The sequence below is a fragment of the Salipiger sp. HF18 genome, assembly GCF_011806505.1.
Lineage (GTDB): Bacteria > Pseudomonadota > Alphaproteobacteria > Rhodobacterales > Rhodobacteraceae > Salipiger > Salipiger thiooxidans.
This window is the reverse complement of record NZ_JAATOS010000075.1, coordinates 1-14273: the sequence shown is the minus strand read 5'-3', so window position 1 is coordinate 14273 and position 14273 is coordinate 1. Positions and strand designations below refer to the sequence as shown.

Below are 14273 nucleotides of genomic sequence, written 5' to 3'. Positions count from 1 at the left end.
CTCTGGACGCGGGCGCCGGCTGGGCCGCGACGCCCGCGCGGGCCCGCGGCAAGGCAGTCGCCGCCGCCGGCCGTGCCATCGCCGCGCAGTCCGAGGCCATCGCCCGGCTGCTCGCCATGGAGACCGGCAAGGCGCTGCGCACCGAGTGCCGCGGCGAGGTTGCCGTCGCCGCCGACCTGCTGGAATTCTACGGCGGGCTCGGGTCCGAGCTGAAGGGCGAGACCTTGCCCTACAACCCGCGCATGCTCACCATGACCACGCGCGAGCCGCTGGGCGTGGTCGCGGCGATCCTGCCGTGGAACGTGCCGCTGGTGCTGATGATGCTCAAGATCGCCCCGGCGCTGGTCGCGGGCAACACCGTGGTGGTCAAGGCCTCGGAAGAGGCGCCCTTCGCGACGCTGCTCTGCGCCGAGATCCTGTCGCATCACCTGCCCGCGGGCGCCGTCAACGTCGTCTGCGGCACCGGCGCCGACTGCGGCGCCGCGCTGACCGCGCATCCGGATGTCGCCAAGATCACCTTCACCGGCTCCGAGGGCGTGGGCCAGGCGGTCTACGAGGCGGGCGCGAAGAAGATCGTGCCGGTGAGCCTCGAGCTGGGCGGCAAGTCCCCGATGATCGTCTGCGCCGACGCCAATCTCGACAAGGTGGTCGAGGGCGCGCTGTCGGGGATGCGCTTCACCCGGCAGGGCCAGAGCTGCACCGCCTCGTCGCGGATCTATGTGCACGATGACCTCAAGGACGCCTTCGTGGCCCGGCTGAGGGCGCGGCTCGACGCCATGGTGATCGGCGACCCGCTCGACGAGGCGACCGAGATCGGCACCATCATCAACGCGAGACAGGCCGCCACCATCCGCAGCTACGTCGCCAAGGCCGAGGCCACGCCCGGCGCCGAGGTGATCCGCTGCGGCACCCGTCCCGCAGGCGGGGCGCTGTCACCCGAGCTCTTCGAGCTGCCAACCCTGCTGCTCGGCCTGCCCGAGGATCACCCCTGCGTCACCGACGAGATCTTCGGCCCGGTCGCGGTGATTCAGGGCTGGAGCGACTACGACGACGTGATCGCCCGCGCCAACGACAGCCGCTACGGCCTTGCCGCCACGGTCTGGACCCGCGACCTCAACACCGCGCTCGACGCCACCGCGCGGCTCAACGCGGGCTACGTTCAAGTGAACCAGAACCTGACCATCCAGCCCAACGTCTCCTACGGCGGCTTCGGGCGTTCGGGGCTGGGCAAGGAGGCCTCGCTCGAGGCGATGCTCGAGCACTTCACCCGCAAGAAGACCATCGTGATGAGCTTCGATGGCTGACGGCTGGCCGCTCATCGCGGCCGCCGTTCTGGCGGCGGGGGTGCTGCGCGGGCTCACCGGCTTCGGCTTCGCGCTGGCCGCGGTGCCGCTGATGAGCCTCTTCGTGCCCCCCGCCCACGCCGTGGTCATCGCCATCCTGCTGCAATGCCTCGTGGGGCTGCGCGACGTGGTGGCGATGCACGGGCTGCTCGACCGCCAGTCGCTGGGGCTTCTGTCGGCGGGTGCCCTGTTCGGCACGCCGCTCGGGGTCTGGGGGCTGGCGCAGCTCTCGCCCGACATGCTGCGGGTGGTGCTGGCGCTGCTGGTGGGCGCGGGACTGCTGGCATTGCTCCTCAGGGTGCGGCTGTCGCCCGGACCGGGCCCGGCGCTGGGCGCGGGCATGGTCTCGGGGATCTTCGCGGGGCTCGCGGCGATGCCCGGGCCGCCCGCCATCGCCTATTTCCTCGGCCGTGCCCAGCCCGCCGCCTGCACCCGCGCCTCGCTGATGGTGTTCTTCTTCGTCACCGCGCTGATGGCGCTGCCGGGGCTCTACTGGTCGGGGCAGCTGTCGGCGGGGCTGTTCGTGCAGGCGGTGATCGCCTTCCCGGCGATGCTGCTGGTCACATGGGCGGGCGGACTCGGCTTCCGCAGGCTGGGCGAGGGCGGCTACCGCGCCGCCGCGTTGCTGCTGCTCGCGGCCATGGCGCTGCTGACCGGGCTGCGAGGGATCTTGGGCCTGCTCTGAGCTCGGGGTCCGGCAGCGGCCTATCCTGCTGGACGTGAGCTTTTTTTGCCGCCCTTGAAACTCTTTCATTCCGGGCTCCGTCTCTTCTGCTGTGGCCAACGGAAGAGAGGTTCGGGTGACTGACAGGGGATTGAAGTGCGCCGTGATCGGAAGCGGCGTCTCGGGGCTTGCCACGGCGTGGTTGCTGGCACCGCATCACGAGGTGACCGTCTTCGAGGCCGAGGACCGCCCCGGCGGCCACGCCCGCACCGCCGAGGTCGGCGGAATCGCCGTGGATACCGGCTTCATCGTCTGCAACCGCCGGACCTATCCGCTCTTCATCCCGCTGCTCGAGCATCTGGGCGTCGAGCTGGCCGATAGCGACATGAGCTTCGCGGCGAGCTTCGGCAACGGCGCGCTGGAATACGGCACCACCCGCACGCGGGACCTGTTCGCCCAGGCCCGCAGGCTCGCCGACCCGTCGCACTGGCGCATGATCAACGATATCCTGCGCTTCTTCCGGCAGGCGCCGCAACGGGTCGAGGCGGGGCAGAGCATCGGCGAGCTGCTCTCGGCGCTGGGGCTCGGGACCGAGTTCCGCGACCGCTTCCTGATGCCGATCTCCGGCGCGATCTGGTCGACGCCCACCCGCGACATGATGGACTTCCCCGCAGAGAGCTTCGTGCGCTTCTTCGAGAACCACGGCCTGCTCACCGTCAACGACCAGCCGCAGTGGCTGACGGTCCGGGGCGGCTCGGCGCGCTACGTCGAGGCGCTGCTGGCCGCCACGCAGGCGCGGCTGCGGCTGGGTTGTCCGGTTTCGGCGGTGGTGCGCGACGGCATGGGCGTGAATGTGATCAGCGCCCACGGCGCCGAGCGGTTCGACCGGGTGATCCTCGCCACCCACGCACCGCAGGCGCTGCGGATGCTCGAACAGCCCGATCCGCAGGAGCAGGCCATCCTCGGGACCTTCCGCACCGAGCCCAACCGCATGGTGCTGCATTCCGACACGCGCTTCCTACCGCGGCGGCGGTCGATCTGGTCGTCTTGGAACTATGTCACCGAAGGCGACACGGCGCTGAGCGGGCGGCCGATCAGCCTGTCCTACTGGATGAACCGGCTGCAGCCGCTGGGCACCGACCGTCCGATGATCGTGACGCTGAACCCCGAGCACGAGCCGCGGCACATCCATGACGAAGCGGAGCTGAACCACCCGCAGTACGACGCGGCGACGGTCTCGGCGCAGGCCCGCCTGCCCGAGATCCAGGGCCGGGGTGGCATCCACTACGCCGGCGCGTGGACCCGCTACGGCTTTCACGAGGACGGCGTGCTCTCGGCGCTGCGGGTGGCGCAGTCCATGGGGATCGACTGGCCGCTCGGCGCCGATCCCTGGGCGGCGGAGCGTCCGTCCGAGCCGCGCCCGTTCCTGGAGGCGGCGGAATGACCGACCTCTGGCAAGGCGCGCTTGTGGACGGCCGGATCTGGCACGCCCGCAAGGGCGACGTCGAGCGCGCCTTCCGCTATTCCGGCCTCTACCTCGCGCTGCCGGTGCGGGCGCTCGAACAGGGCCTGCTGCCGATCCGTCCCGACGCGGGCGGCGCCTGGAGCCTGCGGCGGCGCGACTACGGCCACCGCGACGGCAGCGCGCTCTCGGCGTTCATCCACGACCAGCTGGCGCCCGTGGGGCTCGGTCATTGCGAGGTGACGCTGATCACCACCGCGCGCAGCCCGGGCTACGGCTTCAACCCGGTGAGCTTCTGGCTCGCCCGCGACGAGGGCGGGCTGCGGGCGGTGCTGGCCGAGGTCTCGAACACCTTCGGCGAGCGGCACCTCTACCTCTGTCACCACGCCGACAACCGCCCCATCACCCGCTCGGACCGGATCTCGGGGCGCAAGCTCTTCCACGTGTCGCCCTTCCTCCCGCGCGAGGGCCACTACGTGTTCCGCTTCGATCCCGGCCCCGACCGGTTCGGCGCCTGGGTCGACTGGATCGGCGAGGGCGGCGAGGTGAAGCTGCAGACCTCGCTCGCCGGCCCGGCGCGGGCGCTGACTCCCCGCAGCCTTGCCATGGCGCGGGCCCGGCACCTGTTCCAGTCGCAGAAGGTGATCGCCCTGATCCACTGGCAGGCGCTCAAGCTTGTTCTGAGTGGGGTTCGCTTTATCTCAAAACCCGAACAGCTTCCCCGGAGACGCTCCGAGGCCAAGGACAGGGTCAGCCGCGATGTTTGAACGTCAGATAGAAAGCAAGATGCTGGGGTGCCTCGACCTGATCGAGGTCGGCAGCCTGACCCTCACGACGCCGGACGGCAAGGTGCGCCGGTTCGAAGGGCGCTTTCCCGGGCCGGACGCGGATTTCACCATCACCGACTGGCGCACCGTGCCCGCGGCGGCGGCGCGCGGCGACATCGGGCTCACCGAGGCCTATCGCGACGGCTGGTGCGACAGCACCGACCTCGCCGCCTTCCTCGCCTTTGCGCTGGCCAACGAGAAGCCGCTCGAGCCGTTTCTCTACGGCCACCCGATGCAGGCGCTGCTGGTGCGCGCTCTGTATCTCTTCAACCGCAACACCAAGCGGGGCTCGCGCCGGAACATCCAGGCACACTATGACCTCGGCAACGCGTTCTACCGGCTCTGGCTCGACGACACGATGACCTACTCCTCGGCACTGTTCCTGCCCGAGGACGCCCAGGCCTCGGATCCGCTGCTGGCCGGGCAGCAGCGCAAGTACGACCGCATCCTCGACGGGCTTGGCACCTCGTCCGGGCGGCTGCTCGAGATCGGCTGCGGCTGGGGTGGCTTCGCCGAGCGCGCCATGACGCGGGGCGACTTCCACCCCAAGGGGCTTACGCTCTCGCACGAGCAGGCGAGCTTCGCCCGTGAGCGGCTGGGCCGAGACGCCGAGATCGCGCTGCAGGATTATCGCGACGAATACGGGCGCTTCGACCACGTGGTGTCCATCGAGATGTTCGAGGCGGTGGGCGAGCGCTACTGGCCGACCTATTTCGGCAAGATCGCCCATGTGCTGTCGGAAAAGGGCCGGGCGATGGTGCAGACCATCACCGTGGGCGACGCCTATTTCGACCGCTACCGCGCGGGCGGCGACATGATACGCAGCTTCATCTTCCCGGGCGGCATGCTGCCCTCGCCGGACGTGTTCCGCGAGGTGGCGAAGGGCGCCGGGCTGCGGGTCGAGGACGCCTATGCCTTCGGTCAGGACTACGCCCGCACCCTGCGCGACTGGCTCACCCGCTTCGACGCCCGCGTGACCGAAGTGCGCGGGCTGGGCTTCGACGATCCATTCATCCGGGTCTGGCGCTTCTATCTTGCCGCCTGCATCGCGGCCTTCGAGACCGGGCGCACCAACGTCTACCAGTACCGCATGGCCCATGTCTGATCCTGAGCGTATCTGGATCGTCGGCGCCTCCGAGGGCATCGGCGCCGAGCTCGCCCGCGCCTATGCCGCCCGTGGCGCCTCGCTGGTGATCTCGGCGCGCTCCGAGGACAAGCTTCAGGCGCTGGCCGACGAGATCGGCGCCGAGGCGGTGCCCGCGGACGTGTCCGACCCCCAGAGCCTCGCTGCGGCGGCAGAGCGCATCGCCGCGGGCGGGCTGCTCGACCGGGCGATCACGCTGGCGGCGCTCTACGATCCCGGCAAGGTGCTCGAGATCGACCCGGAGTTCGCCGCGAAGATCGTCTCCGTCAATCTCACCGGCAGCTTCCATTTCGCCCGGGCCGCGGCGCCGCTCCTGCGCGAGGGGGGCGATCTGGTGCTCACCGGCTCGGTCGCGGGCTATGTCGGGCTGCCGCAGGGGCAGATCTACTCCGCCTCGAAGGCGGGCGTCATCAGCCTTGCCGAAACGCTGCGGGCCGAGCTGGCCCCGGGGATCCGGGTGCGGATGATCAGCCCGGGCTTCGTCGCCACCCGGCTCACCGAGAAGAACAGCTTCGAGATGCCGGCGGTGCTGCAGCCCGAGGACGCGGCGCAGCGCATCGTGCGCGGGCTCGACGGCAGGCGCTTCGAGGTGCATTTCCCGCGCCGACTGACGCTGCCGCTGAAGCTCTTGCGCGTGCTGCCCTACGGCATCGCGCTGCGGCTCACCGCGCGGCTGGTGCAGTGAGCCGCGCCGCGCGCTCAGCCGTGGATCCAGCGGGTGATGGTGACGCCCGCCCAGGCCGAGCCGCCGGTCAGCGCCGCGCCCCACAGGCTGTCGATCACCACCTGGTTCCACGACCAGCCGCGCAACGTCGCGAGGTTGGTGAACTCGTAGGTGCCGTAGCACATCAGCCCCAGCAGCGCCCCGCCGAGCAGCGCCTGCACCGGGCGTCCGGCGGCCAGCGCCGGGACCGAGACGAAGTAGAGCAGCCCCGCGATGTAGAAGAGGTAGAACGCCGCCGCCGGGCCCAGCCGCAGCGGATCGGCCAGCATCTCGCCCACGTGGCGCTCGAAGACCGGCTTGATGAGGGTCGTGATGCCCACGATGTCGATCACGAGGAAGATCGCGAGGGTGGCGCCGTAGAGGGTGACAAGCTGCATGCGGGGAACTCCTTGCTTCCCGGAAGAAACGAGCGCGCGGGGCGGAAAGTTTCAACCCCGCGCGATGGTTGGCGTGGAACGCAGGGCGGGGTGCCCGGGGGAGGACATGTCATGGCGAAGATGCGCAGGAAGGCGGACCTGCCGGTGAAGCTCTGCGCCCGGTGCGGGCGGCCCTTCGCTTGGCGCCGCAAGTGGGCGCGGGACTGGGAGGCGGTGAAGTTCTGCTTTGACCGCTGCCGGACCGAGGCGCGGAAACCCTTGTGAGCAGGAGCCTGCGCCTGATCCTCGGCGACCAGCTCACCCGGTCGCTGTCCTCGCTTTCGGACCTCGACGAGGATGACGTGGTGCTGATGGTCGAGGTCGGCGACGAGACCAGCTACGTCCGCCACCACCCGCAGAAGATCGCGCTGATCCTCTCGGCCATGCGCCACTTCGCCGAAGAGCTGCGCGGGCGGGGCGTCACCGTCGATTACGTGACGCTGGACGATCCCGACAACACCCACAGCTTCGGCGGCGAGCTGGCGCGCGCGGTGAAGCGCCACGATCCCGCCCGCGTCATCGTCACCGAGCCGGGCGAATGGCGTGTGTGGGAGATGATGGGCGACTGGGAAAGCGATCTCGACCTGCCCGTCGAGATCCGCACGGACGACCGCTTCTACTGCTCCCGCGAGGCGTTCGCCGAGCTCGTCGCGGCCGGCAAGACCACCCGTATGGAACACTTCTACCGCGAGATGCGTCGCCGCACCGGGTTGCTGATGGAGGACGACGGGCCGGCGGGCGGCGACTGGAACTTCGACGCCGAGAACCGCAAGGCGCTGCCCAAGGGGCTTGAGCTGCCGCACCGCATGCGCTTTCGCCCCGACGAGACCACGCAGGAGGTGCTGGAGCTCGTGGCTGCGCGATTCGACAACCATTTCGGCGATCTCGAGGGCTTCGGCTGGGCGGTGACCCGCGACGAGGCGCTGCGGGCGCTGCGCCATTTCATCAAGGATTGCCTGCCGACCTTCGGCGACTACCAGGACGCCATGAAGGCGGGCGAGGATTTCCTCTTCCACGGCGTGATCTCGCCCTATCTCAACATCGGCCTGCTGACCGCTGCCGAGGTCTGCGAGAAGGCCCAACAGGCGTGGCAGAATGGAGACGTGCCGCTGAACGCCGCCGAGGGCTTCGTCCGCCAGATCCTCGGCTGGCGCGAGTTCGTGCGCGGCATCTACTGGACCGAGATGCCGGGCTACGAGGACAGCAACTTCCTGAACGCAAGGCGCGACCTGCCCGAGATGTACTGGGGCGCCGGGACCCGGATGCGCTGCATGGAAGACTGCATCGGCACCACGCGGCGCAACGCCTATGCCCACCACATCCAGCGGCTGATGGTGACGGGGAACTTCGCGCTGCTGGCCGGGGTCGCGCCGCGCCAGATCGAGAAATGGTATCTCGAGGTCTACGCCGACGCCTTCGAATGGGTCGAGCTGCCCAACGTGCACGGCATGGTGATGCATGCGGATGGCGGGCGGCTGGGCTCCAAGCCCTACGCGGCCTCGGGCAGCTACATCAACCGCATGTCCGACTACTGCGGCGCGTGCTCCTACGATCTCAAGCAGAAGACCGGAGAGGACGCCTGCCCGTTCAACTATCTGTACTGGAATTTCCTGATCGAGAACGAGGAGGCGCTGGGCGACAACCGGCGCATGGGCCTGATGTTCGCGAACCTGCGCAAGAAGGACAAGGCCGAGCGCGACCGGATCACCGGCTCGGCGAAGGCGTTCCTGGATGGAGGGGAGTGGCCCTGAGCCCCGGGCCGGAGGGGCCGCCCCGCGTCGGGCGCCGGGGCGGTCGATGTGCCTGCAGGCGGTTGCGATCAGGCCGCGAGGCCCTTGGCGCCCATGTTCAGGAACTTCTCGCGGCGCGCGTTGACCAGCGCCTTGGGCTTCATGCCGTCCATCTCCCCCAGCATCGACGCGATGGTCTTGCCGACCGCGGCGATGGTGCCCGACGCATCACGGTGCGCGCCGCCCAGCGGCTCGGCGATGATGCGGTCGGCGACGCCGAGCTTCAGCAGGTCCTGCGCGGTCAGACGCAGTGCCTCGGCGGCCTCGCGCATCTTCTCGGCGTCCTTCCAGAGGATCGACGCGCAGCCCTCGGGCGAGATCACCGAGTAGACCGAATGCTCGAGCATCGCGACGCGGTTGGCGGTCGCAAAGGCCACGGCGCCGCCGGAGCCGCCCTCGCCGATGATCACCGAGACCAGCGGCACGCCGATCTGCAGGCATTTCTCGGTCGAGCGGGCGATCGCCTCGGACTGGCCGCGCTCTTCCGCGCCCTTGCCCGGGTAGGCGCCGGGGGTGTCCACCAGCGTGATCACCGGCAGGCCGAAGCGGTCGGCCATCTCCATCAGGCGGATCGCCTTGCGGTAGCCCTCGGGGCGCGCCATGCCGAAGTTGCGCTCGATGCGGGACTGGGTGTCGTTGCCCTTCTCATGGCCGATCACCATCACCGGCTTGTCGTTGAAGCGCGCGAGCCCGCCCATCACCGCGTGGTCGTCCGCGAAGCCGCGGTCGCCGGCAAGTGGCGTGTACTCGGTGAACAGCGCCTCGATGTAATCCTTGCAATGCGGCCGGTCGGGATGCCGCGCCACCTGGCATTTCCGCCAGGGGGTGAGCTTCTTGTAGAGCTCCTTGAGCATCTCCTGCCCCTTGCGGTCGAGGGCGGCGGCCTCTTCCTCGACATGCATCTCCTCATTCTTCCGCGCCATGTTGCGGAGTTCTTCTGCCTTGCCCTCGATCTCGGCGAGGGGTTTTTCGAAGTCGAGATAATGCGTCATTGCCGGGCACTCTTGTTATGCGGGGCCTATATGGCGTCTGTGGGTCCGGGATGCAACAAAGCAAGATTTGTCACGCCCGGATCCGGCGGGGGCGCCTCCGAGACGGAGGCAGGGACGACGCGCTGTCGCGAGGCCATGAGGACTGGATCCGGCGGGTGCGCCGCCCTCCGCGTGCGACCTCGCCCCGCCCGCGGCGGATCCGCTGGCCGGGATCCGCGCGGCTCAGACCTCAGCCCAGCAGTACCGGCAGCAGCGAGGCCAGCATCAGCGCCGCCATGGCCCAGTTGAACGCGCGCAGCCGGGCAGGGCGGTCGAGCACCCTGCGCATCTCACGCCCCAGCACGGTCCATGTGGTGGTCGAGATCAGCCCCATCGCCACGTAGACCCCGGCGACCCAGAGCACCGACATCAGGTCGCGCCCGGCCGCGTAGAGCGTGATCGCGCCCAGTGCCATGGACCATGCCTTGGGGTTCACCCACTGGAAGGCCGCCGCCTGCAGGAACCCGAGCGGGCGACCGCCCTCGGCGCCGGAGGCCTGCTCCGGCGGCGCGGCGTTGGCGATCTTCCACGCCAGCCACAGCATGTAGAGGACCGAAACCAACAGCAGCGCATCGTGCGCCATCGGCCAGAGGTCGAAGACCCGCATCACCCCGAGCCCGACGAGGAACACCATCGACGGGAACCCCAGCGCCACGCCGGCCATGTGCGGCAGCGAACGGCGCACGCCGTAGTTGGCGCCCGAGGCCAGCAGCATCAGGTTGTTCGGCCCCGGCGTGATGACGGTGACGAGCGCAAAAGCCGCGAGGGCAAGGAGAAGATCCGGTGTCATGACGCAAGAATTGCCGATCTTTCGCGGAGAATGATTGCGAACTGCGGCGTCCATCGGGCAATACTGCAATCCATGAGCGATCTTGACGCCACGGACGGCAGGATATTGCGTGAACTCTCGCGCGACGGCCGCATCAGCAACCTCGCGCTGGCCGAGCGCGTGGGCCTGTCGCCCTCTGCCTGCCTGCGCCGGGTCGCGGCGCTCGAGAAATCCGGCGTGATCCGCGGCTACCGCGCCGTGCTCAGCCCCGAGAAGACCGGCATCGGCTTCACCGCCTACGTGACCGTCGGGCTCAACGCCCACACCAAGTCGATGCAGGAGGCCTTCGAACGGGCCATTGCACGCGCCCCCGAGGTCCGCGAATGCCACAACATCACCGGCAACGTGGAGTACCTGCTGCGCATCGAGGCCGCGGACCTCGCCGCCTTCAAGCATTTCCACACCGAGGTGCTGGGCACGCTGCCGCAGGTCAACGCCATCACCTCCTACGTGGTGATGGGCTCCCCCAAGGACGATCGCGCCTGACCGGGCGCAACCCGGCCCCTTCATCTTGCCGGATAAACTCCGGGGGAGTCCCGCAGGGACGGGGGCAGCGCCCCCCTGCGACGCCCGCCGACCCGCGATGCCGCAAGACCGCTGCGCCGGACCGGAAACGGGGCCGGAACGGAAACGGGGCGCGGGATCCGAAGACCCCGCGCCCCGCGAAACCTCACGCCGTGGCGCGCGTCAGATCTGCCGCACCGCGCCCTTCGAGGCGCTGGTGGTCAGCGCCGCGTAGGCCTTGAGCGCCTTGGTCACCTTGCGCCTGCGCTGCTCGTCGGGCTGCCAGCCCTTGGCGTCGCGGGCGGCGCGGCGCTCGGCCAGCACGGCGTCGTCCACCGCGAGATGGATCTTGCGCGCCGGGATGTCGATCTCGATCAGGTCGCCCTCGGCCACGAGGCCGATGGTGCCGCCCTCGGCCGCCTCGGGCGAAACGTGGCCGATCGACAGCCCCGAGGATCCGCCCGAGAAGCGGCCGTCGGTGACCAGCGCGCAGTCCTTCCCGAGCCCCTTCGATTTCAGGTAGCTGGTCGGGTAGAGCATCTCCTGCATGCCGGGGCCGCCGCGCGGTCCCTCGTAGCGGATCAGCACCACGTCGCCGGGGTTGATCTTGTTGGTCAGGATCGCGCTCACCGCGGTGTCCTGGCTCTCGAAGATCCGCGCCGGGCCCGAGAACACGAGGATCGACTCATCGACACCGGCGGTCTTCACGATGCAGCCGTCCTCGGCGAGGTTGCCGTAGAGCACCGCAAGGCCGCCGTCCTTCGAGAAGGCGTGCTCGGCGTCGCGGATCACGCCCTTCTGGCGGTCGAGGTCGAGCGTGTCGTAGCGGCGCTCCTGCGAGAAGGCGGTCGTCGAGCGCACCCCGCCCGGAGCCGCGCGGTAGAAGTCATGCACCGACTCGGAGTTGGTGCGCGACACGTCCCAGCGGTCGAGCGCATGCGCCATGGTCTCGGCATGCACGGTGGGCACCGAGCTGTCGATCAGGCCGGCACGGTCGAGCTGGCCGAGGATCGCCATGATGCCGCCGGCGCGGTGCACGTCTTCCATGTGCACGTCGTTCTTGGCGGGCGCGACCTTGCAGAGCACCGGCACCTGCCGCGACAGCTTGTCGATCTCGGTCATGTCGAAATCGACCCCGCCCTCGTTGGCGGCGGCCAGCAGGTGCAGCACAGTGTTGGTCGAGCCGCCCATGGCGATGTCGAGCGTCATGGCGTTCTGGAACGCCTCGAAGGTCGCGATCGAGCGCGGCAGCACCGAGGCGTCGTCCTGCTCGTAGTAGCGCTTGGCGAGGTCGACGATCAGGTGACCGGCCTCGACGAAGAGCCGCTGGCGGTCGGCGTGGGTGGCCAGCGTCGAGCCGTTGCCCGGCAGCGACAGACCCAGCGCCTCGGTGAGGCAGTTCATCGAGTTCGCAGTGAACATGCCCGAGCACGAGCCGCAGGTCGGGCAGGCGGCCTCTTCGATCGCCTGGACCTGCGCGTCGGTGTACTTGTCGTCGGCGGCGGCGACCATGGCGTCCACGAGGTCGAGCGCCTTCTCCTCGTCGTCCCACATCACCTTGCCCGCTTCCATCGGGCCGCCCGAGACGAAGACCACGGGGATGTTGAGGCGCATCGCGGCCATCAGCATGCCGGGGGTGATCTTGTCGCAGTTCGAGATGCAGACCATGGCGTCGGCGCAGTGGGCGTTGACCATGTACTCGACCGAGTCGGCGATGATCTCGCGCGAGGGCAGCGAGTAGAGCATGCCGTCATGGCCCATCGCGATGCCGTCATCGACGGCGATGGTGTTGAATTCCTTCGCCACGCCGCCGGCCTTCTCGACCTCGCGGGCGACCATCTGGCCGAGATCCTTGAGGTGCACGTGCCCCGGAACGAACTGGGTGAAGCTGTTCACGATGGCGATGATCGGCTTGTTCCAGTCGCCGTCCGTCATGCCGGTGGCGCGCCACAGGCCGCGGGCGCCGGCCATGTTGCGGCCGTGGGTGGTGGTGCGGGAACGATAGGCGGGCATGGGTCTCCCCCTCCATTGCGGTGTCGGGGATGTGTAACGCCCGGCGGCCCCTGCGGCAAGGGCACCGCCATCGCGGACCCCGGACACGTGAAAGGGGCCGCGCGATTGCCGGCGCGGCCCCCTGTTCGGCATTGCGGAAACGGCGCCCGCCCGAGGCGTCCTGCCCCCGGCTGCGGGCGCGCAGGCCGGGCTCAGACGCCGGCCTTGATGCTTTCCTCGAGGTAGATCTCGCGCAGGCGGGTGGCCACCTGGCCGACCGAGCCGCCGCCGATGGCGGTGCCGTCGATCTCGACCACCGGCATCACGAAGGCCGAGGCCGAGGTGAAGAAGGCCTCGTCCGCGTCCTTGGCCTCGTCCACGGTGAAGGGACGCTCCTCGACGATCATCTGTGCCTCGCGGGCGAATTTCAGCACCGCGGCGCGGGTGATGCCGTGCAGGATGTCGGTCGACAGGTTGCGGGTGATGATCTTGCCGTCCTTGACGATGTAGGCGTTGTTCGAGGTGCCCTCGGTCACGAAGCCGTCCTCGACCATCCACGCATCGTCGGCACCGGCCTTCTTGGCCATCATCTTGCCCATCGACGGGTACAGCAGCTGCACGGTCTTGATGTCGCGACGGCCCCAGCGGATGTCGTCGATCGAGATCACCTTGATGCCCTTCTTGGCGGTCGGGTTGTCCGCGAGGCCGGGCTTGTTCTGGGTGAAGAGCACCAGCGTCGGCTCGGTGGTCTCGGGATCGGGGAAGGCAAAATCGCGGTCGCCGGGCGCGCCACGGGTCACCTGAAGGTAGATCAGCCCCTCGTCGATGCCGTTCAGCTCGACCAGCTTGCGGTGAATCTCGAGCAGGTCGTCGAAGGCGGCGGGCTTCTTCATGTCGAGCTCGTTCAGCGAGCGCTCGAGCCGCTTCAGGTGGCCGCCGAAGTCGATCAGCTTGCCGCCGAGGACCGAGGTCACCTCGTAGACGCCATCGGCCATGAGGAAGGCGCGGTCGAAGATCGACACCTTGGCCTCGGTTTCGGACAGGTACTCTCCGTTCAGATAGACGGTGCGGGTCATGGCATTCTCCTTTGGAACGACGGGGCGGACGACGGCGGAACCGGCGCCGGGAAACGGGTGAAGCCGCAGGTGCTGCGGGGCGGGAGCGGCGGGCGGGCCGACGCGGACATTGGACAGGCGCGGGCGACTCCCCACATAAGGGCCCAATAGCGCCGCAGACGCGCATCGACCACTACCCGTGAAAGGAGACGCCCATGTCGCAGACCGAGGAGCTTGCAGGCTTCGTCCGGGAGGCCCTGAAGGGCGGCCTCTCGCGCGACGAGATCCGCACTGCCCTGCAGGCGGCGGGATGGACCGAGACCGAGGCCGAGGCGGCGCTCGCGGGCTGGTCCGACGCGATGACGCCGGCGGGCCCGGTGCCGCGTCCGGTGCGCTCCTCGGCAGCGCGCGAGGCGCTCTTCTACGCGCTGCTCTTCGTGACCTTCGGCATGGTGACCGGCAACGTGCTGGGGCTGCTCTTCGGGCAGATCA

The 14273-nt window shown here is 69.2% G+C and carries 14 protein-coding genes and 1 pseudogene; 10 read left to right on the top strand and 5 right to left on the bottom strand.

Features of this window, described 5'->3' with window-relative positions:
* The 6 genes from HC022_RS09390 to HC022_RS09365 form a co-directional block, all read left to right on the top strand.
* Positions 1-1304: aldehyde dehydrogenase family protein (locus HC022_RS09390; protein ID WP_167452247.1), on the top strand; the 1304-nt coding region annotated here is incomplete at its 5' end.
* A complete protein-coding gene (locus HC022_RS09385) occupies positions 1297-2028 on the top strand; it encodes a sulfite exporter TauE/SafE family protein (RefSeq protein ID WP_167452246.1) in 732 nt (243 codons plus the stop codon). The genes HC022_RS09390 and HC022_RS09385, both read left to right, overlap by 8 nt.
* Before the next feature lie 142 nt (positions 2029-2170).
* Positions 2171-3451: an NAD(P)/FAD-dependent oxidoreductase gene (locus tag HC022_RS09380; protein ID WP_368484642.1), complete on the top strand. Its 1281-nt coding sequence runs from the start codon at positions 2171-2173 to the stop codon at positions 3449-3451.
* Complete coding sequence (locus HC022_RS09375; protein ID WP_167452244.1) at positions 3448-4236, top strand: DUF1365 domain-containing protein; 789 nt, start codon at positions 3448-3450, stop codon at positions 4234-4236. Before HC022_RS09380 ends, HC022_RS09375 begins: the two co-directional genes overlap by 4 nt.
* The gene (locus tag HC022_RS09370; protein WP_040384697.1) at positions 4229-5401 is read left to right on the top strand and encodes a cyclopropane-fatty-acyl-phospholipid synthase family protein; all 1173 of its coding nucleotides are present in this window, start codon (positions 4229-4231) and stop codon (positions 5399-5401) included. Before HC022_RS09375 ends, HC022_RS09370 begins: the two co-directional genes overlap by 8 nt.
* Positions 5394-6125, top strand: coding sequence for an SDR family oxidoreductase (locus tag HC022_RS09365; RefSeq protein WP_167452243.1), 732 nt, complete (start codon positions 5394-5396; stop codon positions 6123-6125). The genes HC022_RS09370 and HC022_RS09365 overlap by 8 nt, the downstream gene beginning before the upstream one ends.
* A gap of 14 nt (positions 6126-6139) precedes the next feature.
* Here the strand turns inward: HC022_RS09365 and HC022_RS09360 are convergent, their stop codons facing one another.
* Complete coding sequence (locus HC022_RS09360; protein WP_008886882.1) at positions 6140-6541, bottom strand: DUF2177 family protein; 402 nt, start codon at positions 6539-6541, stop codon at positions 6140-6142.
* Between the two features lie 111 nt (positions 6542-6652).
* Here HC022_RS09360 and HC022_RS09355 point away from each other — a divergent pair, with 111 nt between their 5' ends.
* On the top strand, positions 6653-6805 hold the full coding sequence (locus HC022_RS09355) for a DUF2256 domain-containing protein (RefSeq protein ID WP_167452242.1): 153 nt from the start codon (positions 6653-6655) through the stop codon (positions 6803-6805).
* Entirely contained in the window at positions 6802-8331 is a 1530-nt protein-coding gene (locus HC022_RS09350; RefSeq protein WP_167452241.1) for a cryptochrome/photolyase family protein, read from the top strand. Before HC022_RS09355 ends, HC022_RS09350 begins: the two co-directional genes overlap by 4 nt.
* A 68-nt stretch (positions 8332-8399) precedes the next feature.
* On the opposite strand, the gene HC022_RS09345 is transcribed toward HC022_RS09350, so the two are convergent.
* Entirely contained in the window at positions 8400-9362 is a 963-nt protein-coding gene (locus tag HC022_RS09345) for an acetyl-CoA carboxylase carboxyltransferase subunit alpha (RefSeq protein ID WP_089963453.1), read from the bottom strand.
* Between the two features lie 229 nt (positions 9363-9591).
* Entirely contained in the window at positions 9592-10191 is a 600-nt protein-coding gene (locus tag HC022_RS09340) for a LysE family translocator (RefSeq protein ID WP_167452240.1), read from the bottom strand.
* 72 nt (positions 10192-10263) lie between these two features.
* Between HC022_RS09340 and HC022_RS09335 the strand changes: the two genes are divergently transcribed.
* Entirely contained in the window at positions 10264-10716 is a 453-nt protein-coding gene (locus tag HC022_RS09335; RefSeq protein ID WP_008886756.1) for an Lrp/AsnC family transcriptional regulator, read from the top strand.
* A gap of 201 nt (positions 10717-10917) precedes the next feature.
* Here the strand turns inward: HC022_RS09335 and ilvD are convergent, their stop codons facing one another.
* Positions 10918-12747 (bottom strand): dihydroxy-acid dehydratase, encoded by a 1830-nt coding sequence (gene ilvD / locus HC022_RS09330; RefSeq protein ID WP_167452239.1) that lies wholly within the window; start codon positions 12745-12747, stop codon positions 10918-10920.
* 191 nt (positions 12748-12938) lie between these two features.
* Positions 12939-13802, bottom strand: coding sequence for a D-amino-acid transaminase (locus tag HC022_RS09325; protein WP_089963450.1), 864 nt, complete (start codon positions 13800-13802; stop codon positions 12939-12941).
* Between the two features lie 194 nt (positions 13803-13996).
* On the opposite strand from HC022_RS09325, the pseudogene HC022_RS09320 reads away from it, so the two are divergent.
* Positions 13997-14273 (top strand): annotated as a pseudogene (locus HC022_RS09320) (hypothetical protein); the annotation flags it as partial.